The organism is Streptomyces venezuelae (genome assembly GCF_008642275.1).
Classification (GTDB): Bacteria; Actinomycetota; Actinomycetes; order Streptomycetales; family Streptomycetaceae; genus Streptomyces; species Streptomyces venezuelae_E.
Map to the genome: position 1 here is coordinate 3,647,696 of NZ_CP029189.1, position 23,230 is coordinate 3,670,925.

Here is a 23,230-nt window from a genome sequence, read left to right on the forward strand (position 1 = left end):
TCATGTCAGAAGACCGGATGACACAGCGCACCGTGACCGTGGTCATGGCGATCATCGCCGCTCTCGCCTTCGTGTTCTCCTTCGGCAACGTCTGGAGCTTGGCCCTGCGCCTGGGCGTCCCGGCCCCGGTGGCTCCGCTGATCGCCCCGATGGTGGACCTGTCCGTCGTCGGCCTCCTCGTCGCCCTGCGCTACCTGTCCCTGCGAGGCGTCCCGGCCGGTGACCTCAAAGCGGCCACGCGCCTCATGCACGCCTCCGGCTTCTTCACACTCGCCCTCAACATCGCCGAACCCATCATCGCGGGGCACTACGGCCGCGCCTGCGTGGACGCCGTCGCACCCCTGCTCCTCCTCGGCTGGGGCGCTGTCGGCCCCGCCCTCCTCAGGCACTTCCACGCCGTCACCATCCCCGCCCCCGCTACGGCCCCGGTGATCGTCCCCGAGTCGCTCACGGAACCCGCCCCGGCCGTACCCGAACCGGCACCTGTCGCGGCCCCGGCCCCGGTGGCTCCTGTCGCCCCGGCCCCGGTTCCGGTCCTCCCCGCCCCGGCTCCGGCTCCGGCTCCGGTGACGGTTCCGGCGGTCAAGGTGCCTCCGGCTCTGCTGGACGCGGCCCGCAACATTGCCGCATCCCACCTGGCCGCACACGGTGAACCCATCACCCCAGTTCAGCTCCGGACCCGGCTCGGCATCGCCCTGCCGCTCGCCACCGCCGCGCACGCCGCGCTGACGGCCTGACCTCCCGCCGGCCTTCCGGCTCTCCTCCTGGCCCCCTGGGCCTGGCCCGTCATGCCCTCGGGCAGCACCCCACCCCTACCTCGGTGCTGCCCGGGGCCCTTCCACCAGCGGAAAGGATCTTCCTGCCGATGCCCCGCAACCTCGACCTGCGGCACGTGATCAGCCCCGCTGTCCGGGACCTGATCGAACTGGCCAACCTCGACGGCTTCGACCGCACCCGCGAACAGGTCACCCGCCTGCGCGGCTGCACCCGCCCCGTCAACCTCGTCGGCCACACCCACACCCGCAACGCCGCCACCGGAGAAACGATTCGCTCGTACTCCACCACCGACGAACCCACCGGACGGCTCCTGACCACCTGCGGCAACCGCCGCGCCTCCCGCTGCCCCGCCTGCTCTCGCACCTACGCCGCCGACACCTTCCACCTCGTCCGCGCCGGACTCTGCGGCGGCAAGGACGTCCCCGAGACCGTCCGCACCCACCCCCGCGTCTTCCTCACCCTCACCGCCCCCTCCTTCGGCCCCGTCCACAACCGCCCCACCAACAAGGACGGCAAGCCCCGCGCCTGCCGCTGCGGCGACCACCACCCCGAGGGCGCCCCCGAACTCGGCACACCCCTGGCCCCCAAGACGTACAACTACACCGGCGCCGTGCTGTGGAACGCCCACGCCGGAGCCCTCTGGGCACGCTTCACCCTCAACCTCCGCCGCGCCCTGGCCGCCCACTTCGGCATCACGCAGAAGGACATGAAGCAGGTCCTGCGCGTGTCCTTCGCCAAGGTCGCCGAGTACCAAAAGCGCGGCCTGGTCCACTTCCACGCCGTCGTCCGCATCGACGGATCCGACGGCCACACCAGCGCCCCGCCGGCCTGGGCGACCGTGGACGACCTCACCCACGCCATCCATACCGCCGTCCCCCGCACCGCCCTCACCGTCTCCTCCGACACCGTCGGAGACCACGAGATCCGCTGGGGCTCCATGCTCGACGTACGGGAGATCACCGCGCTGGGAGACGGCGAACTCACCGACGCGGCCGTGGCCGGGTACGTCGCCAAGTACGCCACCAAGAGCGCCGAGGACTCCGGCACCGTGGACCGCTCCTTGGTCTGCCGGACCTGTTCCGGTCGGGGGACTGTCGGGGGCCGCGTCAAGGACCTCTGCCCCGACTGCGAAGGCACCCGCCAGGCCGAACCCCTCCGGGAACTGCCCGTGCACCGGCACGTCCGGCAGATGATCCGCACCGCCTGGGACCTCGGCGGCCTGCCCGAATTCGCAGACCTCAAGCTCTGCAAGTGGGCCCACATGCTCGGATTCCGCGGCCACTTCTCCACCAAGTCCCGCGCCTACTCCACCACCCTCGGAGCCCTCCGCGACGTACGCCGCGCCTGGCGCCTCGCCCAGGCAGACGCCGCCCGCGCCCGCGCCGGCCACCCCGCGCCCGGCCCGCACACCGTGCTCGTCACCGAGTCCTCCTGGGCCTACCTCGCCTCTGGCTACCGCCCCGGCGAAGAACTCCTCGCCGCCCAGACCCGCCACGACATCAACCAGATCCGCGCCGACAAGGAACGGGCCAAGACCGAAGGGGAGGTTTGGCAGTGACCGCCGCACCGACCACCCGCATGCTGACCATGGTCGAAGCACTGGCCGAGCTGCGCATGTCGCGGGCCGCCTTCTACCGGCTCCGCGCTCGCGGGAACGCGCCCCGCTGCCTCAAGCTCCCCAACGGGCAGATCCGCATCCGCCGGGCCGACCTCGACGCGTGGTTCGAGGGCTGCGAGGTGCCCGCGTGCTGACGTACGACGTGCAGATCTGGGGCATCCGCAAGCGCCCCGACCGCGCTGCGGCCTACCAACTCCGCTGGCGGGTCGGCGTTCAGCCGTTCTCGAAGAGCTACAAGATCAAGGCTCAGGCGGACGGCCGGCGCTCCGAGCTGCTGGCCGCGCTCCGCAAGCGCGAACAGTTCGACACCGAAACCGGCCTTCCGGCCTCGGAGGTGCAGGCGGCCCAGTCCCCCACCTGGTTCGCACACGCCCGGGAGTACGTGGCGATGAAGTGGCCGAACGCCTCGGCCAAGCACCGCGCGAGCATCGCGGACGCCCTCGCCACGGTCACCCCGCGCCTGGTGAAGGACAACCGCGGCGCCCCTGCTCCCCGGGTTCTGCGGACCGCCCTCTACTCCTGGGCCTTCCGCCTCGTCCTCGATCAGGACGGCGAACTCGTGGCCCGGATCGACGCCGAGGAAGCACCCGAAGCCATCGTGGCGGCCCTCGACTGGATCGGCCGTAAGTCCGTGGATGTCTCGGCCCTGAACACGCCGACGGTCGTGCGGTCCGCCCTGGACGCACTCGCCCGCAAGATGGACGGGACCGCTGCGGCGGACAACACGGTGAACCGCAAGGTGCCCGTGTTCAGCAACTGCCTGCGCTACGCCGTCGAGCTGGACCGCCTGCCCTCCCTGCCCCTGACCAAGGTGGACTGGACGCCGCCCGAGACGGACGACGAGATCGACTTCCGGTACGTCCCCGGCCCGGCCCTGGCCCGCAAGCTGATCGACGCCGTGGGCGAGCAGAACGACCGTGGTCGGCACCTCATGGCGTTCTTCGGGTGCCTCTACTACGCGGCCACCCGCCCCGGCGAAGCCGTGGGCCTCCGCGAGTCGGACTTCACCCTGCCCGAGGAAGGCTGGGGCCAAGTCATCCTGTCGTCCAGCTCCCCGCGCGTCGGCTCGGGCTGGACCGACTCCGGGGAGTCCTACGACTCCCGTGGCCTCAAGAAGCGCGCCCGAAAGGCCACCCGCGAGGTACCGATCCCGCCGGTCCTGGTCCGCCTGATCCGCGACCACATCGCGGAGTTCGGCACCGCCGAGGACGGCCGCCTCTTCCGCGCCGCTCGCGGCGGCGGCCTCCTGAGCAAGGAGTACGGCGACATCTGGAAGGCTGCTCGCCGGGCCGTCCTCACCAAGCAGGAAGTGAAGACCCCCCTGGCTGAGGTCCCCTATGGACTCCGCGCCGCGTGCGTCTCCCTCTGGCTGGAGTCCGGCGTCTCCCCGGCCGAGGTCGCCCGCCGCGCCGGCCACAGCATCGCCGTGCTGTTCCGCTTCTACGCCAAGGCCATCCGTCGCAACCAGCACCACGCAAACCAGCAGATCGAGCGGGCCCTAGCCACCGACAACGACCAGTAGGCAACGGCCGATTGGGCCCCAAGGACTCCGGATCCACCAAGGGCCAACAAACCGTGCGCCTCGTCAGTATTCTGATCACGTGGAAAGCGCAAGTTCAGCCGGGAGACAGTTTCGCACAATAGGGCCGGACACCGACCCCTCACGACCCACGCCTCTCCCATGGGAGCAATATTCGGACAAGGTACTGGCACAGTGGTACACACTTCTCAGCGAAGACCCCGAGGAAGACGCCATCCAGACCTTTCTGGAATTGCATCCGTCTATGATCCCAGGAGGAAGCGGGGACGTCGGCCCTGGAGGTCATCACGGATCCGACATGGGCGCAGTTTTCCGCCGCCCGAAGCTGGAGGGAGCTGGTCGCTCATTCGAACCGGACTTCATGTGGATTACACGGTCATCCGGACTCGTCACACCCATCCTAATTGAGATAGAGAAGCCCTCAAAGCGCTGGTTTAAACAGAACGGTCGACCAACCAGCGAGTTTACCGAGGCTCGGGACCAACTCAACGACTGGCGCTCTTGGTTCGCACGCGAAGGGAACCAAGCACTATTTCGCGATAAGTTCCTTTTCCTCGGGGATCGCTACCTCGATCGACCGCTGGAGCCACAGTACGTGTTGGTCTACGGGCGCGAGTCAGAGTTCAAGGTGGGCGGAGGTCACGGGAACCCAAACGCCTTGAGGTACAAACGGGATCAACAGCGAGGCAGCAACGAAACGTTCATGACGTTCGACGCCCTGCGCCCCCGCTACGACCATTCCAGGTCAATGACCCTGACCATGACGTCGCAGGGGCCTGAACTTTTTGCCTTCTCACCTATCTACGGGACGAGTGCTTTCGTCGGCGCGGGGGCCTTGCTACTGGGAGACCCTGACCCCGCTCTGGCACGGTCCACCATGATGAGCGAAGCGCGGCGCACATACCTTTCAAAGCGCTGGCGCTACTGGCAGGATCACACGAGAAAGTCGACCGATCCTAACGAGCGCTATGTGCGCAGCATAGGCGTCGAATAAAGGAGCGTAGAATCACTGCCCCTTTTAAATAAAGAGACGTTCTACAGTGAAAGTCGCCTACCATCCCTCACGGACGGTAGGCGACTTTCGTTTCCAAAAGGTGTCTCTTCCCCTCAGGCAAGAACGCCGGCCGGATATTTATCTATCGATCGAGCTTCACGATTCCAAACCCACACGTCACTCTCGCGCCACATCTCCGGAAGTTCCGTCACGGGGATAGCGGCGGGATCGTTGGGGTACGCCTGTTCACCGGTGTACCCGTTTCGGAATCCCGTCGTGATGGGCGTAGGGCGCCAGTTCGGGTCTCCAATGAGAATCGCGTGTGCCCTGGTCATCGAGAAGCAGTTGTACTGCTTGATCTTTCCGTCGATGTCCTCACACAACGGCGCTCGCCACTCGCGCTCGTGCATCCACTGGGAGTTCTCACGTATGGGTACGGCCCAGTGCCCAAGACCAGCACCAACGAACCGCTTGTACACGTCATCCGTTACATAGGCGACGGCTCCACCGTCGTGGCTGAGTACGCCAGCCCGGGTGACAACTACGCCCCAGGGGCCGAACCCTCGATCGGCGATTAGATGGGCAAGATGATCTTGCGGGCTCTCAGAGAAACAGACGCACGCCTGCTGCGCGCCAAACGGCGGATAGCCATAGAGCTGGCCTGAGCCGAGGATGGAGTCCAGCCGCTCCTGGGCCGTCATCTGACGGAACTTCTCAGGCACCTTAGGCGTGAAGCTTGCGTTCTCACCGCGGCTGGTGAAGTGGACCAGCGTGTCGCTCTGCGCCGGGCCCGCGCCCTGAAGCACAAACCCCTTGTCATCCTTCTTGGCTCCGCCCACTCCACGCTCCCCCGCTGATGCTTGCTCGTTGAGCCTTCATACCGGGTCGGCGCGTGGGTCACGAGGTCTTTCTGCTGCCTGACCGCTTTGTCGCAGGCTGCTTGCTTGGTCCACGCCTGGTCCACACATCATGATCCAAAGCGGTACACGGGTGGGTCAGGGTGAGACGGGACCACACGACGAAGGGGTGCCCCTGGTAGGGACACCCCTTCTGATCAGCACATCGTCTGACCTGTGGCGGTGGGTGTGGGATTTGAACCCACGGTGACTTGCGCCACGACGGTTTTCAAGACCGTTCCCTTAGGCCGCTCGGGCAACCCACCTGGCCGGTACAGAGTACCGGCCAGGTGGGGGTGACGGGAGCGGCTGGAGAGGTCAGGACGTCTGGGCCTTGTCGTAGGCCGCCTTCGCCTCGTTGCCGAAGTACGGGCCGTACATGCGGTTCGGCAGGAAGACGTAGCCGAAGCTGTTCACCGAGACCTGGGTGCCCAGGCCCGTGGCCTCGTTGAAGTCCTGGAACCAGGGGCCGCCGCTGGAGCCGCCGGTCATGTTGCAGCCGAGGCCGTGGTCCTTGGTCAGCAGGAAGTCCTTGCCGCTGTTGCCGCTGCAGTAGACCAGCTTGGTGCCGTCGTACGGGGCCGCCGCCGGGAAGCCGAAGGAGTACATCTTCTTGTTGTAGCCGCCGTTGAAGGCGATGCCCTGGGCCCCGACAGCCTGGCTGAGGGTCTGCCCGTTCAGCGGGGCGACGACGGCGAGGCCGACGTCCATGTTCATGTCCTCGCTCGCGGCCCACTGGTCGGTGGCGAAGGTCTTGGTGGCCGACCACTGGCCATAGGGAGCGGAGCCGTTGTTGTAGGCGGGGACGAAGACCCAGTTCGTGTGCCAGGCTCCCTGGTACTTCACGCAGTGACCGGCCGTGATGACCGTGCTGCCGTTGGCGCTGGTGACCGAGTCGCCGGAACAGGATGCGGTCCGGTCGCCCATCGTGAAGAAGACCCGCCCCGAGGTCTTCACCACGGCGCCGCCGCCCGTCCAGGCCCCGCCCGCCTGCGGGAACGCCGTGGGGGAAGCCGCCGCCGTCGGGGCGATGGTCGTGGGGGTCGCCGATGTGGCGACCGGGGTGCGGGCCGCCCCGGGAACCGCCGTCACGTCGAGCGGCGCAGCGCTGCGCATCCGCTCGGCGGTCCAGAAGCCTTGGGTGTGCTGTTGCCGGAACGACGCGGGGGCATCCGCGGCGGTCGAGGGGGTGGCCGCCGTCAGGGCTCCGGCGACCAGGGCGCCGGCCGCGAGCAGGACGGACAAGGCCGTGCGATGACGATTCACGCATGACTCCTTCTGCCGTGCCCGGGCCGGGTGGCGAAGCCGGGCAGGGTGGGGGTGAAGTGCGGTCGGTGCGGATCGGCTGTGCGCGGTTCGTGGTGCGTCGTGCGTCGTGCGTCGTGCGTCGTGCGTCGTGCGGAATACCGGGCAGGGTGACACGGGTGCGTCGCAATGTCAGCGGGCAGTCAGAACGGTCGGTCGGTTCCGGCCAGGAAATGGCCAACTCGCCTCCGTTGCGCGGTCATACGGTGAGCATCACGCCCGCGTACGCAACTCCTGCCACGACGATCCACGCCCCCAGTCCCAGTGCCGCGGCCCGCCCGCCGGTCCGGGCCAGCGTCGGCAGGTGCACCGCGCTCCCCAGGCCGAACAGGGCCGCGGCCAGCAGGGCCTCCTGCGCGGTGTGCGCCCACTCCAGTGCTACGTCGGGCAGTACTCCGGTGGCGCGCAGCGCCGCCGCGGCCAGGAACCCGAGGACGAACAGCGGCACCGGTGCCGGCCTGCGGCCCGAGGCGGTGCGCACCCCGCGGCGCCGGGCCCGTACGGAGAAGGCCACGGCGGCCACCAGCGGGGCGAGCAGCGCCACGCGCATCAGCTTGACCAGGACCGCCTCGCCCAGGGCGGCGGGGCCCGCGGTCTGCGCGGTGGCCACGACCTGGCCGACGTCATGGACCCCGGCACCGACCCACCGCCCGAAAGCGGGGTCGGAGAGCCCCAGCGGCCCCTGGAGGAGCGGGAGCACTCCTATGGCGAGCGTCCCGCAGAGCGTGACGAGTGCCACCGAGGCGGCCACGTCCTCCTCGTCGCTGCCGGACACCTCGCTCACCGCGCCGATCGCCGAGGCACCGCAGATCGAGTACCCGGTGGCGATCAGCAGCGGCTGGTCACCCGGGAGTCCCAGCCGTCGGCCCAGCCAGAGGGTGCCGAAGAAGGTGGCCACGACCACGCCGACCACCATGGCCACGGTGGCCCAGCCCAGCCGGAGCACCTGGTCCAGCCCCAGGCCGAGGCCCAGCAGGACGATGCCCATCCGCATGAGCCGACGGCCTGCGAGGGAGAGTCCGGGGCGCGCGGTCGCGCGTACGAACGTCCGCAGGACCGGAACGTGCGCCACGGCGATGCCCAGCACCACCGATGCGGTCAGCATCGGCACGGCGGGAACGAGGCGGTGGACGCACCAGGCCGTCAGCGCACCACCCGCAGCCATCGCCAACCCGGGCCACGGAGTGGGTGTTTCACGTGAAACATGCCCGATGGCCGTGCCCTGAGGGCGGTGGAGGAGGGCCATCAGTCGACGGGGAGCGTGTAGACGCGGCGGATGCTGGTGCCCAGCCGGGAGACGTCGGCGCCGTACACGTGCACCGATATCGCCTTGTTCGTACAGGAGTTGCGCACCTTGTGGATGTCGCCGGGCGGGGCGAACCCGCAGACGTCGCCCTGGGCGTTGACCACGTCCTCGGTGGCCACCAGCCGGGCGGGACCGGCTCCCGGCGCGAGCCGGAAGCGGCGTTCGCTCTCCTCACCCTGATGCACCCCGGCCACGCACCAGGACACGTGGTCGTGGATGCAGGTCTCCTGCCCGGGCAGCCACACCAGTGCCACCACCGAGAAGCTGCCGTCGGACTCGGCGTGCAGGATGTGCTGCCGGTATCGCTCCGGGTCGCCTACCTGCTGCGCCGGAGTCAGCAGGTCGGGCGCGCCCAGGTGCGGGGCGAGCCGTTCGCCCACCAGGTACGCGGTGAGGTCGGGAGCCAGCCCCCGCTCCACGACCGTGCGGATCTCACTGACGAGGGCGGCCATCCTCGTGGTGGTACGGGCCGGCGTGGTGGTGGTCATATCGGCAGCGTGCTGCCGACGTTCCATCACGTCCAACGACAGTTGTGACCTGAAATCCCAAGCACAGCTTATGGGTTGGTCAGCAGCCGACCCGGTTGGCCGCCACCTGTCTGAGCGCGTCGAGCACCACGGACGTCGCCGGGATCCGCAGATGGTCCCGGTAGACGTACGCGGCGATGTGGCGGCGGGCGGCAGGCTGGAGGGGCCGCCCGCAGACACGGCTCAGCGAGAGGGAGGGGAGCACCAGCGCGGGCATCATGGCCACGCCCAGCCCCTGTGCGACCAGACTCTGTACGACGAGGTTGTCGTCGGTGGCGAACCGTATGTCCGGCACGAAACCCAGCTCGGCGCACTCGTGCAGCAGGTTCGCCCGGCAGCGCGGGCAGCCCGCGATCCACCGTTCCTCGGCGAGGTCGGCGAGGTGCACGGCGCGACGGCGGGCCAGCGGGTGCCCGGTCGGGAGCAGCACCGTCAGCTGGTCCTCCAGCAGCCTGACCTCGGCGACCTCCTCCGGGATCTCCTCGTGCAGGCCGGGATAGGTGAAGGCCAGCGTGATGTCGCACTCTCCGCGCTCCAGCCGGCGCAGCGACTCGGGGGGCTCGCCTTCCAGCAGCTCCACCTGTATGCCCGGATGGTCCTTGGCGAGGCTGCTCAGGGCCTCGGGGACGAGGGTGACATTGGCGCTGGGGAAGCCGCACAGCCTGACCCGGCCCGTGCGCAGCCGGGCGTAGGCCCTCAGCTGGGCCTCGGCGGCGGAGAGGTTGCCGAGGATGGTCTCGGCGTGCCGGGACAGGGACGCACCGGCCTCGGTGAGCTGCATCTTGCGGCCGACGCGGGTGAACAGCGGGGTGCCGACGGCGCGTTCGAGCGCCTTCATCTGCTGGGTGATGGCGGGCTGGGTGTACCCCAGCACGCGGGCGGCGGCCGAGTACGAGCCGGAGGCCACCACCGTGTGAAAGGTCCGTATGTGCCGAGAATCGAACACGAGCGAAGCATAAGCGGACGTTGGAGGGGCCGTAGGCGGAATTCCGCCTACGGCCCCTCCTCATCGGGCCGCCGCCGCGACCGGTGGTGTTCGGGTTCGCTACTTGTCGCCGACCCGCGAGCCGAGCGTGATATCGACCGTGGTCGGCTTGCCGCCGCGCAGGTAGGTCAGCTTCACGGTGTCGCCGGGCTTGTACGTCCAGATCATGCTGATCAGGGTCGGGCCGCTGTCGACCGGCTTGCCACCGAACTCGGTGATGACGTCGCCGGGCTTGAGGCCCGCCTTGCCGGCGGGGCCGTTCGGGTCGACGAGCTCGTTGGGTGCCCCGCCCTGCTCGGAGATCTTGGCGCCCTCGGACTTGGCCTGGAGGTCGACCGAGACCAGGATCACCGGATAGACCGGCTTGCCCGTCTTGATCAGCGATTCGGCGACGTTCTTGGCCTGGTTGATCGGAATGGCGAAGCCGAGGCCGATGGAGCCGGCCTGGCCGCCGCCGAAGCCGCCGTTGCCCGCCGACTGGATCGCGGAGTTGATGCCGATGACCGCGCCGCGTCCGTCGAGCAGCGGGCCGCCCGAGTTGCCCGGGTTGATCGAGGCGTCCGTCTGGAGAGCGCTCATGTACGAGTTCTTGCTGCCGGAGCCGTCCCCGGATGCGACCGGGCGGTTCTTGGCGCTCACGATGCCGGTGGTGACCGTGTTGGACAGGCCGAACGGGGCGCCGATCGCGATGGTCGAGTCGCCGACGGCGACCTTGTCGGAGTCACCGAGGGGCAGCGGCTTGAGACCGGCCGGCGGGGTCTTCAGCTTGAGGACGGCGACGTCGTAGCCCTGGGCACGGCCCACGACCTCGGCGTCGTACCGCTTGCCGTCGGAGAAGATCGCGAAGAGCTTGCCGCCGTTCGCGGCAGAGGCGACGACGTGGTTGTTGGTGAGGATGTGGCCCTGCTGGTCGTAGACGAACCCGGTGCCGGTGCCGCCCTCGCCATCGCCGGCCGAGGCCTCGATGGTGACCACGCTGGGCAGGGCGCCCGCGGCCAGACCCGCGATGGAGCCGGCTTCGCGCTTCAGGTCCTTGGGGGTGTTCGCGGCGCTGATCGTGGTGGAGCCGCTGCCGTCGTTGCCGCGCTGGGCGGCCCAGTAGCCGACACCACCGCCGATGCCGCCGGCGAGGAGGGCCGCCACGAGCACGCCCGCGATCAGGCCTCCCCTGCCCTTCGGCTTGGGGGCGGGGAAACCGTCGGTGGCCGGGGGAGCGCCCCAGGCGCCGCCGCCGTGACCGCCCGCTCCGTACGCCGGCACCGTGGGCGGCGGGGGCGGCCAGCCCTCGGCTCCGTGCGCGGCCTGCGCGGGGGCCTGGCCGTACGCCGGAGGCACCTGCGGCGCCTGGCCGTAGGCCGGGGGCTCCTGTGCGGGCGGGATCTGCTGGGTGGGCTCGGTACCGGGTGCCGGGGTCGGCGGCAGCTGCTGGGTCACCGGCTCGCCGACAGCGGGCGCGGGGGCCGCATCCTGCGTCGCGGAGGCCGGAGCAGGGGGTACGGACGGGGCCGCGGGGGGTGTCGGGGCCGCGGTGCCCTCGTTCTCGGTGCTCACAGCGCTCTCTCCTCGTCACACACGGCTTCAGAATTCTCTGGCGATATCGGTCCGACTGAACGTTCGACGTGCCGCGCAAGTTCCTGGGCAAAGCCTTTCCCATGCCCCGTCAGAGCACTGTAAGCCGGACCTGTGCATCTCTCCCCATTCTTTATATCCGACATTTCGGATGCCCTCGCGGGGGTCGGCCCCGACGCCCGCGGCCCTGTCGGTGGCACCATGACCCGGTGACCCACGCAATGCCGCGCACCATCCAGGTCGTCGCCCACCGCGGCGCCTCGGAGGATGCCCCCGAGCACACCCTGGCCGCCTACCGCAAGGCCATCGAGGACGGCGCCGACGGCCTCGAATGCGATGTCCGGCTGACCGCGGACGGTCATCTGGTCCTGGTCCACGACCGCCGGGTGAACCGTACGTCGAACGGCCGCGGCGCCGTCTCCGCGCTGGAGCTGGCCGATCTCGCCGCCCTCGACTTCGGCTCCTGGAAGGACCGCGAGGAATCTCCCGACTGGGACGCGGACCCGGAGCGCACCTCCGTCCTCACCCTGGAGCGCCTGCTGGAGCTGGTCTCCGACGCCGGACGGCCGGTACAGCTCGCGATCGAGACGAAGCATCCGACGCGTTGGGCCGGACAGGTGGAGGAGCGCCTCCTCGTCCTCCTCAAGCGCTTCGGTCTGGACGCCCCGCCCGCCGAGGGTCCGCACCCCGTGCGGATCATGAGCTTCTCCGCGCGCTCCCTGCACCGGATCCGGGCATCCGCGCCGACGATCCCGACCGTGTACCTGATGCAGTTCATCTCGCCGCGGATGCGGGACGGGCGACTGCCGGCCGGCGTGACGATCGCCGGCCCCGGGATGCGGATCGTGCGGAACCACCCCGCCTTCATCCACAAGCTCCAGGGCGCGGGTCACTCCGTGCACGTATGGACAGTGAACGAACCGGAAGACGTTCAGCTCTGCGCTGATCTGGGCGTGGAAGCAATCATCACGAACAGACCGCGCCAAGTTCTGTCCCAACTCGGCCGCTGAAGTCCCTTTTTGCACACTCGCCACCCTCAACTCGTTCGTTACGGGGTGTGCTCCGGCGCATCCGCTCCGCATTCGGTCGCCGTGAATGCGTCAGAGGGGTCCGCTTCGGGCTCCTTCGGCGGTTTCCGGTCCAGGCCATTGGGGCATCCAGACCATGCGTGGGGCTAAGGAGGTTCCGGGGGTGGCGTTGGTGGTGGCACAAGAAGTGCCCACGTCGTCGTGCATGGACGTACGCCATGGTCCTGCTGGCGTGGGCGAGGCGAGACACCGGATGCGCGAGCAACTGCGCATCGGTGGAGTGCCCGAATCGGTCGTGGACGACGCCGTACTGATTCTTTCCGAACTGCTCAGCAACGCCTGCCGGCATGGCAGGCCGCTCGGCTCTCGGGAGGTCGGGGACGGGGAGATACGCGCCGCCTGGCGCGTCGACAGAGCGGGACGACTGACGGTCGAGGTCACGGACGGAGGCGGGCCCACCCGCCCGGTTCCTGCCACGCCCTCGGTCACCGCACGGGGCGGCCGGGGGCTGAACATCATCAGCGCCCTGGCCCAGGACTGGGGTGTCCGGGACGGAGCGGCGGGTGAGGTCACCGTGTGGGTGATCGTTGCCTGTGGGCCCCGGCACGAGGATTTCGCTACGCGCGTTGCGCCCCCGGCGATCGACTTCAGTACGGCCTTCGACGACCTCGATCCCTGATCCGGGATCCCTGCGGCACAGGACCACAACAGCACAGCAGTACCGGTCATCCGCACAGGCGGCCGTCCGGGAGCGCACGCCGACCGTGCTCCCGGCCGCACCCAACCGGTTCCGGCGGTACGAACGGCTAGGCTCGCGCCCAGACACGACGCCGTACCGCCGCAACCGGGAGACACGCACGATGGCCAAGAAGCGCCCCGCAGCCAAGACTGCAAAGCCGCAGCTCAACAACGGTGAGATCCCCGTCGTGGGCGCCCGCGAGCCCTGCCCCTGCGGATCCGGCCGCCGCTACAAGGCCTGCCACGGCGCAGCCGCCGCGCACGCCGTCACCGAGCACGTGCGGCGTCCCTTCGAGGGACTGCCGGGCGAGTGCGACTGGGTCGCGCTGCGCGAACTGGTGCCCGCGGCCACCGTCCCGCTGTCCCTCAAGGGCGGCCTGCCCGAGGGCGTCCCCTCCGTCACGCTGGTGACCGTACTGCCCATGGCGTGGCCGGCGCTGCGCCGTGAGGACGGGTCCGTCCTCCTCGGCCTGCAGAACGACTCCTCCTCCGGGGACCTCGGCCGCGACATGGCCGACACACTGGAGCGCGCCCTCGTGGCGGAACCCGGTACGCCGGTCGCCGCCCGCCGGGTCCCCGCCGAGGGTCCCCGACTTCAGGATCTCCTGGACGCCGACGGCGGTTTCGAGCCGGTTGTGCACACCGGGTTCGAATTCTGGATTCCGGAATCCGAGAGCGCCCAGAACTCCTCGCCGGAGATCGCCGCCTCGCTGGAGCGCGCCAACGCGGCCGCCATTCCCACCGTCAAGCTGACCGGCGTGGACGCCGCCTACTGGTGCGAGACGCCGGACAAGAACCACCTGCGCTGGGTCATGCCGCACCCCGAGGAGAAGCTGCTCGACGCCCTCGCGCGGCTGCACGCGGCCGGCGCGACCTCGCTCGGCGAGGGCACGAAGCTCGTCGGCTCCTTCCGCGCCCACGGCCTGATGGTCCCGGTCTGGGACCTGCCCACCGGGGTCACGGCCGACGACGTGGAGAAGCCCGCGGCGGAGTTCGCCGAGCGGCTCGCCGGGGCTCTGGCCACGGACGCCCCGCTGTCCACGGAGGAGCGCCGGGCCCGCGGCGGACTCACCAACCGCCAGGTGACGCTCAGCTGACCGGAGCCCCGTGCGGAACCGGTGACCGGAGTCACAACTCCCGCTAATCGTCTGCAAATCGGTGTCTGAATATCGGAGATCGAATTTGCGAACAGGCGATCTCTTGTTACCGTTCTTGTAGCCCGGTCGCTGGTGCATCCCCCGTCGCCAGCGACCGGGCCCTTGATTTTCAGGGTGCGATCAACCGTCACCCGGTGCCGGTGAGTTGCTCCCGGACCTCAAGAGCAGTTCCCCTTCATCATCCGGAACTGCAAATTCCGCTACGGCCGAGTAACTGTCCGGATCTCCCGCCGAAGCCTCCTTCGGCGTCTCGCACAAGCCCGGTTCGTCGCCCGCTCCCACCGCGCACCGGATCTGGACCGTGCGGCCGGCCGGACCCATCACCGTCAGCACCGCGTCCAGCGCCCGACCACTCGTGTTCCGGTAGTAACTCCGGCCCCACGTCTGGCCTTCACCGACCAGTACGCAGGTCTGCGCCTCCACCCCGTGCGGCGAGGACAGTTCGGGACCGCAGCGCGAATCCGTCCGGGGCTGCTCCGCCGGACCGGGCTGCTGCGGGCCGGCCGACGACGCCGAGCGCGCGGGGGCTGTGCGGGAAGAGTCCGAAAGCCCGAGCACGGAGAACAGGCCGCCGCCTTTTCCGTCGTCCTGACCGGCAAAATCCGGCCCGGCGATCGCCCCGGCGAGCGGGAGCGACAAGATGACCAACACACCGGCGCCGATACCGATCAGGCGGAGATTCATTCGCCGAAGATAGCGAGGCGGGAACGGGGCGCGGAGATCCCCGCGCCCAATTCCCTTGCAAACTCGCCCCGCCGACACCCGTACGAGTGATCCCCACAGGCCCGGCGGTCAGTACGCGAGCCGGCTCCCGCCGCCGGGCGCACCGCTGCTGGCCTCGACCAGCGCGTCCACGACCGCCTCGATCTCGGGCAGCCAGAGATCTCCCGGCTGCGCCTGCAGCGGCTGCGGCGACCCCGTGTGCGCCTGCGCCTGCGCGGACCGTCCCCGCGGCTGCTGCACCGCCGACCGCGAACGCGGCTCCCGTTCCCAGCGCACCTGGCCGCCGCTGCTCGCGGCGGAGGGCGGCAGCAACAGGTAGCCGCCCTCGCCGTGGAAGCGCAGGGAGGAGGGCACATGGTCCTTCGCGTACAGGAGTTCGCCGAGCCGCTCCAGCGAGTAGGGCGCCACGAGCAGCGCCCAGCGGGTGGGGGTCGCCACGACCGGACCGAGCCGCATGCCCTGCGCGTCCAGTCGCGCGAGGGCACGTGCGGCCGCACCGGCCGGCAGGCTCACCGCGCACGGGGCGGTTCCGCCGGTGGCCATCAGGACGGGGGCGGTGGGCCGGTTGGTCCACCACCAGGTCACCATGCGGGGGTCGGTGGTGGCGGCGAGCAGTCCGGGGTCGAAGGGATGTGCGCCGGGGACGGCGCAGTCGGGTTCGGGGCAGGCGCATCGCTTGGCGTCGGTGCCGGACCGGCCGACACCGGGCAGGACGGGCCACTGCCAGGTGGTGGCGCAGACGAGCGCCGCGTCGAGGAGAGCGGACGTGCCGCCGCTCTGTCCCGGGTCGGAGCGCAGGGATTGAAAGCGATCGCGGAGCCGCTGGAGACGCCTTCCGAGGATCTCGCGCATGTGCGCTCGTTCCTTTCCGTTGAACGCCGAGGGCCACATCACACCATGTAACCGGTGTCTCACCACACGTACAGGTTTCGCGTCACTGTCCGCCAGAAGCGGGTTCACACGGTTCGTCGTGCAGTTTCTTACAGGTCCATCAAACGTCCCGCGGGGGTGGAGCGCGACCCGCGCCGGCCACCGGAACCGGCGGCCGCCGCTAAGGACGAAGGCCCGTGCCGGGTGGTTCCCGGTGGCGCCAACTGGCGCCGCACATCACCGAGTACGTACCCGGGGCCCCTGCGGAGCCCGCTCAGTCGATCGCAAAAACCGATTGCTTCCCGCTTTTTCCGGCCAAGTTCTAGCCTTGGCTCGACCGTGAGTTGCGGTCCCACGGACACCAGGATTCCCAGCTGGGCAATGCTGGACATGCATCCATGTGTGCGTGTAGATGTGGATTCCTTGATGGCGGCGCAGCACGATCTGGGGGTTTGCGATGCTATTTGGCGAATCGCACCAGGTGGAAAGGCGGACGCCATGAGCGCCCCGCATCTGCCGAAAGTGGCTGGAATCGATCCAGCGGCAACCGCGTCGCCGCACACTGCGGCGCCCGCACCCGCCCGGACCACCCCCGCACCTGCCTCTCCGGCCGACGGCCCGGGCAGTGTCATCCAGGACCGGCTGGCGGGCATGGTCTCGGACCTCACCACCCTGCACGAGCTCACCGAGCGCCTCGCCCGCGCCAGTGACCTCGACACTTCGCTGCGCGAATTCCTGCGCGCCGGAGCCATGCTGGTCGGCGCCCGGCGCGGCCTGATCGTGCTGGAGCCCTCCGACGGACTCGGCCCGACCACCACGATCGGCCTGGGGCTCGGCCACGCGGAGCTCGGGCACATCGAGACCGTGCCGCGCAGTGCCACCCCCTACGGGCGGATCCTCGACGGTCTGCCCGACGCCCAGGGCGGCTCCGAGTTCCTTCCCGAACCGGGCGCGCCCCCCGGAACAGGTGGCTTCACCGCCCCCGTGGACCCGCGCCAGCGTGAGGTCGCCGCCCGTCTCGGGTTCGCCGCGAGCTACTCGCTCCCCCTCACCGCCGAGGCCACCGGCCGGCTCGGCGCAGCCGTATGGCTCTACGACGAGCAGGCCGAGCCGAGCGACCGCCAGCGCGACCTCGCCGGGCTGTACGTGCGGCACGCCGCCGAACACCTGGCCCGGATGCTGGAGGTGGAGCGCTCCCGTACGCACCTGGCCACCGTCTCCGAGGAGCTGCTGCCGAGCCGGCTCCCCCGTATCCCCGGCGTACAGCTCGCGGCCCGCCACCACACGGGGCCGCTCGGCGGGGGCGACTGGTACGACGCCCTGCCGCTGCCCGAGGGCGCCCTGGGACTGGCCGTCGGCTCGGTCACCGGATCCGGGCCGAGCGCCGTCGCCGCGATGGGGCGGCTGCGCGCGTCGCTGCGCGCCTACGCCGTCATGGAGGGCGAGGACCCCGTGGCGGTCCTGTCCGACCTGGAGCTGCTGCTGCGGCTCACCGAGCCCGCCCGCGCCGCCACCGCGCTCTTCGCCTACTGCGAACCCGTCGGGGGCCCGAACTCCGAAGGCCAGGGCAACAAGATCATTCTGGCCGGTGCCGGGCACACCCCGCCCCTGCTGATCGGCGAGCACCGCACGGAGTACGTGGAGACCTCGCTCTCCGCGCCCCTGGGCATGCTGTCCTGCTGGGAGGCGCCGAGCGTGGAGATCGAACCCGCACCCGGAGAAACGGTGCTTCTCTATACCGACGGGCTTCTGCACCACACGGGCGACCCGATGGACCGGGCCTACGCCCGGCTGCACGCAGCGGCCGCGGGGGTCCCCCGCAGCGTCCGCGAGGACCCGGCGGCCCTGTGCGAGCACATCCTGCGGACCGTACTGCCCGGCGGCGAGCCGACCGACGCCCCCGAGGACATCGTGCTGCTCGCGGCCCGGTTCGACTAGACGCGGAGCCTGCTCCGCGTCGTGACCGCGGAGCAGGCTCCGAATCGTGACGGACGGCACGATTCGGACCGGCACTCTCCGCACACGCATACGATGGATATGGTCCACACCCAGGTCCGTACCGTCGTAGCTGAGGAGAAGACGTGGCTGACGAGCTCACCCCGGAGACCCCGGAAGAAGAGCAGCCCAAGAAGACGCACAAGCAGCGCAAGAACGGTCTGTACCCGGGCGTCAGCGACGAACTCGCGGAGAACATGCGCAGCGGCTGGGCCGACACCGAGCTGCACGGACTGGAGCCCATCGCCCAGGCCGCGCACACCCTCGCCCGCCGCGACGCGCTGTCCCGCCGCTTCCCGGGCGAGCGCCTCGTGATCCCCGCCGGCCGCCTGAAGACCCGCTCGAACGACACCGAGTACCCCTTCCGGGCCTCGACCGAGTACGCGTACCTCACCGGTGACCAGACCGAGAACGGCGTCCTGGTCCTGGAGCCCACCGGGTCGACCGGCCACACCGCGACCGTCTACCTGCTGCCGCGCTCCGACCGGGAGAACGGCGAGTTCTGGCTGTCCGGCCAGGGCGAGCTGTGGGTCGGCCGCCGCCACTCCCTCACCGAGGCCGAGCAGCTCCTGGGCATCCCCGCGAAGGACGTCCGCCAGCTCGCCGAGGCCCTCACCGAGGCCGAGGGCCCGGTCCGCGCCGTGCGCGGCCACGACTCCGTGATCGAGTCCGCCCTCACCGACAAGGTGACCAAGGAGCGCGACGAGGAACTGCGCGTCTACCTCTCCGAGGCCCGCGCCGTGAAGGACTCGTTCGAGATCGGCGAGCTGCAGAAGGCCGTCGACTCCACCGTCCGCGGTTTCGAGGACGTGGTGAAGGTCCTCGACAAGGCCGAGGCCACTTCCGAGCGCTACATCGAGGGCACCTTCTTCCTTCGCGCCCGCGTCGAGGGCAACGACGTCGGCTACGGCTCCATCTGCGCCGCCGGCCCCCACGCCACCACCCTGCACTGGGTCCGCAACGACGGCGACGTCCGCTCCGGCGACCTGCTGCTCCTCGACGCCGGCGTGGAGACCCACTCCCTCTACACCGCCGACGTCACCCGCACCCTGCCGATCAACGGCAGCTACACCGACATCCAACGCAAGATCTACGACGCGGTCTACGAGTCCCAGGAAGCCGGCATCGCCGCGGTGAAGCCGGGCGCGAAGTTCCGCGACTTCCACGACGCCTCCCAGCACGTGCTGGCCGAGAAGCTCGTCGAGTGGGGCCTGCTGGAGGGCCCGGTCGAGCGGGTCCTGGAGCTGGGCCTGCAGCGCCGCTGGACCCTGCACGGCACCGGCCACATGCTCGGCATGGACGTCCACGACTGCGCCGCCGCCCGCACCGAGGCCTATGTCGAGGGCACCCTGGAGCCCGGCATGTGCCTCACCGTCGAGCCCGGTCTGTACTTCCAGGCCGACGACCTGACCGTGCCCGAGGAGTACCGCGGCATCGGCGTCCGGATCGAGGACGACATCCTCGTCACCGAGGACGGCAACCGGAACCTGTCCGCGGGGCTGCCCCGCACCTCGACCGACGTCGAGGCCTGGATGGCGCGCCTGAAGGGCTGACGCCTACGCCGTGCGCTCCGGTGGGCGGGAATCCTGTACGGGGTCCCGCCCATCGGCGTTCCCAGGACACCTGGACGCCAGGACACCTGGACGCCGCCGCGTGCGGCGCCTGCGACAGACACCGCCTACGACACCTTCAGCAGCGCGTCGTCGCGCCACTTCAGCATCTTGTCGAAGCTCACCACCGCGCCGCGTCCCGGCCGGTTGCGGAAGCGGACGTGGTCGGCGAGTTCGGCGATCAGGTGCAGGCCCCGGCCGTGTTCGGCCAGGGAGGGTCTGCGGCGAGCCACCGTCGCGGGCGGGAACCCCGGACCGGAATCGGTCACCTCGATGCGGCAGCAATCCCCGTCCAGATAGGCCGTGACGTGGTACGCCTCGGTGTCGTCCGGGATTTCGCCGCCCCCGCCGTGCTCCACCGCGTTCGCACACGCCTCGCTCAGCGCCACCGAGAGATCGAAGGAGATGTCCGGGTCCACCCCCGCGGTCTCCATCGTCCCCAGCAGCAGTCGCCTGGCGAGCGGCACGCTCGCGGCTTCGCGCCTCAAGTGGAGAGACCACCAGATGCTCATACGGTTACGTATTGCCGCGCGCGAGGGGGCGTAAGCGCCCTGCGGCCGTCCGAGACCTCAATACGCCCGTTCGGCCGATGCGGCTCTCCCGGGGAGAGGTGTATGCGGCGGGCCCGGCCGGTCCTCGCACAGAGGACTCATGCGGACCTTCCGGACCTGCCGTATGAAGGGCCCGGGCGCAGTGCGATGATGGCCCGGCCATGTCCGACCCCCATGCGACGCACACCGGAGCCGACCTCCGGCTGATCCGGGCCGCGGTGTTCACCGCGGTCTGTGTCGTGCTGTCCGCGACCGGGCACGCCCTGGCTTCCTGTGCCACCGTGCCCTGGTGGTCCCTCGGCCTCGGCTTCCTCGCCGTCTTCGCCGTCGCCGCCCCACTGGCGGGCCGACAGCGGACGCTGCCCGGTATCGCCGCCGGGCTCACCGCCGGACAGCTCGGCCTGCACGCGCTGTTCGGCCTCGGCCAGCACGGTACAGCCGCGCAGGCACCGGCCGGCACCGCCGACACCTCGCTCGCCGAGCTCGCCGCACGGCTGGTGTGCGGGGGCAACTCCATACCGCTCAGCCCGGCCGACGCCCGGCGGATCCTGGAGGCCGCAGGCCTGGACCCGGCCGCTCTCGCCGAGCAGTCGGCACAGGTCGCGCAGGCCGGGCAGGTCGTGGCGCAGGGGCACGGAGCGCACGCGCACGTGGCCCAGGCCGTCACCGCGGGCCCCGTGACGGGCCTGTTCAGCCCGGCGATGCTGGCCGGCCACCTGCTGGCGGCAGTCGCCGCGGGCTGGCTGCTCGGTCGCGGCGACGCCGCGGTCCTGCGGCTGGTCGAGCTGTCCCGGCGCTCCGCCGAAGCCGCCCCGATCCGTCCGCTGCGTGCCGCACTGGCCTTCGTACGCGCCCTCGGCATCGGGCTCGCAGGTTCGGCCGCCCGTACCCCGCAGGGCCCCCGGACCGGGTCCGACCCCGCCCTCTGCACCGGGCGGGAAGCACTCCAGCACACGGTGATCCGGCGCGGCCCACCCGTGGCACTCGCCCTCGCAGCCTGACGCGGCACCTCTTTCCCGGACACAGCGCGGGATACCGGTGCCGCGAACTCCGCGCGCGCCCGTGCGCGGAGCCATCGCCACCACTGCTTCCGTGGAGTGTTCCTGAAATGAAGACCTCTCGCGTCTCCTTCGCCGCCGCCGTCGCCGCCGGTTCCGTCCTCCTCCTCTCCGGCCCTGCCTTCGCCCACGTCGGCGTGCAGCCCGTCGGAGAGGCCGCCAAGGGTGGCTACGCGACGCTCAACTTCAAGGTCCCCAACGAGCGCGACAACGCGGCGACCACTCAGCTGGAGGTCAACTTCCCGGTCGACCAGCCTCTGACGTCCGTCATGCCGCAGGACATCCCCGGCTGGACGTCCACCGTCGAGAAGACGAAGCTCGACAAGCCGCTGACCGTGCACGGCAAGCAGGTCAACGAGGTCGTCACCAAGGTGACCTGGACCGGCGGCAAGATCGAGGCCGGGAAGTTCCAGCAGTTCCCGGTCTCCGTCGGCAAGCTGCCCGAGAACGCCGAGCAGATGGTCTTCAAGTCCATCCAGACCTACGACAACGGCGAGGTCGTCCGCTGGATCGAGGAAGCCAAGGAAGGCGCCGCGGAGCCGCAGACCCCCGCGCCCGTCCTGAAGCTGACCGCCCCGAAGGGTGACGACCACCACGACAGCGGCGCCAAGGCCGACGAGTCGAAGAACGCCGACAAGGACGCGGACCACGGCCACAACAAGGCCTCGGCCGACCACGGCACCGACACCACCGCGCGCGCCCTCGGCATCGCTGGCATCGTCATCGGGCTCGGCGGCGTCGCCTTCGGCGTCGTCTCGCGCCGCCGCTCCGCCTGACCTGCCGCGCCCCTCGGCGCTGCCGTTCCGAAACGTCCGTAGCATCCCCGATCCCAGGGACATTCCTTCATGCGCACCACACGTGTGACGGTCGCCGCGCTGCTCGCGGCGGCCGCACTCACCCTCACCGCTTGCGGTGGTGAGCCCGTCAAGAAGACCGGCGGAGTCACCCAGATCGCCGGCGGTCAGAGCAACACCAAGGCCGGGACCCTCCTGGACCGCCCCTTCAACAAGCCGGAGCTCGTCCTCACGGACACCACCGGCAACCCGTGGAACCTGCGTGAGCAGACCAAGGGCAAGCCGACCCTCATCTACTTCGGCTACACCAACTGCCCCGACGTGTGCCCGCTGACGATGAGCAACATCGCGGTCGCCAAGAAGGCCCTCCCCAAGGCCGACCAGGACAACCTCCGGGTCGTCTTCGTCACCACCGACCCCGAAAGGGACACGCCCGAGTCCCTGGCCGCCTGGCTCAAGTCGCAGGACCCGTCCTTCATCGGACTCACCGGGGACTTCGCGACCATCCAGGCCGCCGCGCGCACCCTCGGCATCGGCATCGATCCCGCGACGAAGGACGCCAACGGCGACGTCGTCTCCATGCATGGCGCGCAGGTCATCGCGTTCTCGCCCAAGACCGACGAGGGCTACGTCCTCTACGGCGAGGGCACCACCGTCGACGACTACACCAAGGACCTGCCGAAGCTCATCAAGGGGGAGAACCCGTGAACGCCCGCACCACCCGCATCCTCGCCGCGGCCCTCTCTCTGACGGCAGCGCTCGCCATATCCGGCTGCTCCGGAGAGGCCGAGCCGAAGATCACCGTCAGCGGCGCCTTCATGCCCCAGCCCGTGAACGACAAGATGGCCGGCGGCTTCCTGGTCATCAAGAACGGTTCCGGGACCGCCGACAAGCTCACCGGCGCCACCTCCTCGCTCTCCGACGATCTCCAGATCCACGAGACCAAGGACCAGAAGATGCAGCAGGTCCAGTCGATGGACGTGCCGGCGAACGGTGAGCTCCGGCTGGAGCGCGGCGGCAACCACATCATGTTCATGGGGCTCAAGAGCACACCCAAGATCGGCGACAAGGTCACCGTCGAGCTGCGCTTCGAGAAGGCCGCTCCGGTCAAGGTCGAGCTGGACGTGAAGGACCGGACGTACAACGCCCAGACTCCGACAGATACGTCCGGCAACGCCCACTGACGGAC

General features: G+C 70.0%; 22 protein-coding genes, 1 tRNA gene and 1 pseudogene. 14 read left to right on the forward strand and 10 right to left on the reverse strand.

Annotated elements, in window-relative coordinates; genetic code table 11:
- Window positions 1-2 precede the first annotated feature (2 nt).
- The 5 genes from DEJ51_RS16010 (at window position 3) to DEJ51_RS16030 (ending at window position 4,929) form a co-directional block, all read left to right on the forward strand.
- On the forward strand, window positions 3-737 hold the full coding sequence (locus tag DEJ51_RS16010; RefSeq protein WP_150258171.1) for a DUF2637 domain-containing protein: 735 nt from the start codon (window positions 3-5) through the stop codon (window positions 735-737).
- Window positions 738-865: 128 nt separating this feature from the next.
- Entirely contained in the window at window positions 866-2,335 is a 1,470-nt protein-coding gene (locus DEJ51_RS16015; RefSeq protein WP_150258172.1) for a replication initiator, read from the forward strand.
- Between the two features lie 20 nt (window positions 2,336-2,355).
- On the forward strand, window positions 2,356-2,529 hold the full coding sequence (locus tag DEJ51_RS16020; protein ID WP_150261958.1) for a helix-turn-helix transcriptional regulator: 174 nt from the start codon (window positions 2,356-2,358) through the stop codon (window positions 2,527-2,529).
- On the forward strand, window positions 2,523-3,917 hold the full coding sequence (locus DEJ51_RS16025; protein ID WP_150258173.1) for a tyrosine-type recombinase/integrase: 1,395 nt from the start codon (window positions 2,523-2,525) through the stop codon (window positions 3,915-3,917). The genes DEJ51_RS16020 and DEJ51_RS16025 overlap by 7 nt, the downstream gene beginning before the upstream one ends.
- A gap of 79 nt (window positions 3,918-3,996) precedes the next feature.
- Window positions 3,997-4,929, forward strand: a complete 933-nt coding sequence (locus DEJ51_RS16030) for a Shedu anti-phage system protein SduA domain-containing protein (protein ID WP_150258174.1) — start codon at window positions 3,997-3,999, stop codon at window positions 4,927-4,929.
- Window positions 4,930-5,042: 113 nt separating this feature from the next.
- Here DEJ51_RS16030 and DEJ51_RS16035 read toward each other — a convergent pair whose 3' ends face one another.
- The 7 genes from DEJ51_RS16035 to DEJ51_RS16065 all read right to left on the reverse strand — a co-directional run bounded on the left by DEJ51_RS16035 (window position 5,043) and on the right by DEJ51_RS16065 (window position 11,499).
- Window positions 5,043-5,768: a hypothetical protein gene (locus DEJ51_RS16035; RefSeq protein WP_150258175.1), complete on the reverse strand. Its 726-nt coding sequence runs from the start codon at window positions 5,766-5,768 to the stop codon at window positions 5,043-5,045.
- A 235-nt stretch (window positions 5,769-6,003) separates the two neighbouring features.
- Window positions 6,004-6,091: transfer RNA gene (locus DEJ51_RS16040), tRNA-Ser, on the reverse strand.
- Between the two features lie 52 nt (window positions 6,092-6,143).
- Window positions 6,144-7,091 (reverse strand): trypsin-like serine peptidase, encoded by a 948-nt coding sequence (locus DEJ51_RS16045; RefSeq protein ID WP_150258176.1) that lies wholly within the window; start codon window positions 7,089-7,091, stop codon window positions 6,144-6,146.
- A 238-nt stretch (window positions 7,092-7,329) separates the two neighbouring features.
- Window positions 7,330-8,376, reverse strand: coding sequence for a YeiH family protein (locus tag DEJ51_RS16050; protein WP_150258177.1), 1,047 nt, complete (start codon window positions 8,374-8,376; stop codon window positions 7,330-7,332).
- A complete protein-coding gene (locus DEJ51_RS16055; protein WP_150258178.1) occupies window positions 8,376-8,924 on the reverse strand; it encodes a cysteine dioxygenase family protein in 549 nt (182 codons plus the stop codon). Before DEJ51_RS16055 ends, DEJ51_RS16050 begins: the two co-directional genes overlap by 1 nt.
- A gap of 79 nt (window positions 8,925-9,003) precedes the next feature.
- Window positions 9,004-9,909, reverse strand: a complete 906-nt coding sequence (locus DEJ51_RS16060) for a LysR family transcriptional regulator (protein WP_150258179.1) — start codon at window positions 9,907-9,909, stop codon at window positions 9,004-9,006.
- A gap of 99 nt (window positions 9,910-10,008) precedes the next feature.
- Window positions 10,009-11,499 carry a S1C family serine protease gene (locus DEJ51_RS16065; RefSeq protein WP_150258180.1) on the reverse strand — a complete coding sequence of 497 codons (1,491 nt, stop codon included), beginning with the start codon at window positions 11,497-11,499 and terminating at the stop codon, window positions 10,009-10,011.
- A gap of 239 nt (window positions 11,500-11,738) precedes the next feature.
- Between DEJ51_RS16065 and DEJ51_RS16070 the strand changes: the two genes are divergently transcribed.
- The 3 genes and pseudogenes from DEJ51_RS16070 to DEJ51_RS16080 all read left to right on the forward strand — a co-directional run bounded on the left by DEJ51_RS16070 (window position 11,739) and on the right by DEJ51_RS16080 (window position 14,380).
- On the forward strand, window positions 11,739-12,527 hold the full coding sequence (locus DEJ51_RS16070; protein ID WP_190620929.1) for a glycerophosphodiester phosphodiesterase: 789 nt from the start codon (window positions 11,739-11,741) through the stop codon (window positions 12,525-12,527).
- Window positions 12,528-12,586: 59 nt separating this feature from the next.
- Window positions 12,587-13,224: pseudogene (locus DEJ51_RS16075) on the forward strand (ATP-binding protein).
- 181 nt (window positions 13,225-13,405) lie between these two features.
- Window positions 13,406-14,380 carry a DUF5926 family protein gene (locus tag DEJ51_RS16080; RefSeq protein WP_150258183.1) on the forward strand — a complete coding sequence of 325 codons (975 nt, stop codon included), beginning with the start codon at window positions 13,406-13,408 and terminating at the stop codon, window positions 14,378-14,380.
- A 180-nt stretch (window positions 14,381-14,560) separates the two neighbouring features.
- Here the strand turns inward: DEJ51_RS16080 and DEJ51_RS16085 are convergent, their stop codons facing one another.
- Both DEJ51_RS16085 and DEJ51_RS16090 read right to left on the reverse strand, forming a co-directional pair.
- The gene (locus DEJ51_RS16085) at window positions 14,561-15,124 is read right to left on the reverse strand and encodes a hypothetical protein (protein ID WP_190620413.1); all 564 of its coding nucleotides are present in this window, start codon (window positions 15,122-15,124) and stop codon (window positions 14,561-14,563) included.
- Between the two features lie 108 nt (window positions 15,125-15,232).
- Entirely contained in the window at window positions 15,233-16,015 is a 783-nt protein-coding gene (locus DEJ51_RS16090; protein ID WP_150258185.1) for a bifunctional DNA primase/polymerase, read from the reverse strand.
- A gap of 399 nt (window positions 16,016-16,414) precedes the next feature.
- Here DEJ51_RS16090 and DEJ51_RS16095 point away from each other — a divergent pair, with 399 nt between their 5' ends.
- Both DEJ51_RS16095 and DEJ51_RS16100 read left to right on the forward strand, forming a co-directional pair.
- On the forward strand, window positions 16,415-17,971 hold the full coding sequence (locus DEJ51_RS16095; protein ID WP_150258186.1) for a PP2C family protein-serine/threonine phosphatase: 1,557 nt from the start codon (window positions 16,415-16,417) through the stop codon (window positions 17,969-17,971).
- A 143-nt stretch (window positions 17,972-18,114) separates the two neighbouring features.
- Window positions 18,115-19,581 carry an aminopeptidase P family protein gene (locus DEJ51_RS16100; RefSeq protein ID WP_150258187.1) on the forward strand — a complete coding sequence of 489 codons (1,467 nt, stop codon included), beginning with the start codon at window positions 18,115-18,117 and terminating at the stop codon, window positions 19,579-19,581.
- A gap of 125 nt (window positions 19,582-19,706) precedes the next feature.
- On the opposite strand, the gene DEJ51_RS16105 is transcribed toward DEJ51_RS16100, so the two are convergent.
- Window positions 19,707-20,150, reverse strand: a complete 444-nt coding sequence (locus tag DEJ51_RS16105; RefSeq protein ID WP_109779343.1) for an ATP-binding protein — start codon at window positions 20,148-20,150, stop codon at window positions 19,707-19,709.
- Window positions 20,151-20,350: 200 nt separating this feature from the next.
- Here DEJ51_RS16105 and DEJ51_RS16110 point away from each other — a divergent pair, with 200 nt between their 5' ends.
- The 4 genes from DEJ51_RS16110 (at window position 20,351) to DEJ51_RS16125 (ending at window position 23,225) form a co-directional block, all read left to right on the forward strand.
- Window positions 20,351-21,190 carry a hypothetical protein gene (locus tag DEJ51_RS16110; RefSeq protein ID WP_150258188.1) on the forward strand — a complete coding sequence of 280 codons (840 nt, stop codon included), beginning with the start codon at window positions 20,351-20,353 and terminating at the stop codon, window positions 21,188-21,190.
- A gap of 107 nt (window positions 21,191-21,297) precedes the next feature.
- Entirely contained in the window at window positions 21,298-22,023 is a 726-nt protein-coding gene (locus tag DEJ51_RS16115; protein WP_150258189.1) for a YcnI family protein, read from the forward strand.
- A gap of 69 nt (window positions 22,024-22,092) precedes the next feature.
- Window positions 22,093-22,749, forward strand: coding sequence for an SCO family protein (locus DEJ51_RS16120; protein ID WP_150258190.1), 657 nt, complete (start codon window positions 22,093-22,095; stop codon window positions 22,747-22,749).
- On the forward strand, window positions 22,746-23,225 hold the full coding sequence (locus DEJ51_RS16125) for a copper chaperone PCu(A)C (RefSeq protein ID WP_150258191.1): 480 nt from the start codon (window positions 22,746-22,748) through the stop codon (window positions 23,223-23,225). The genes DEJ51_RS16120 and DEJ51_RS16125 overlap by 4 nt, the downstream gene beginning before the upstream one ends.
- The last annotated feature ends 5 nt before the right edge of the window (window positions 23,226-23,230 follow it).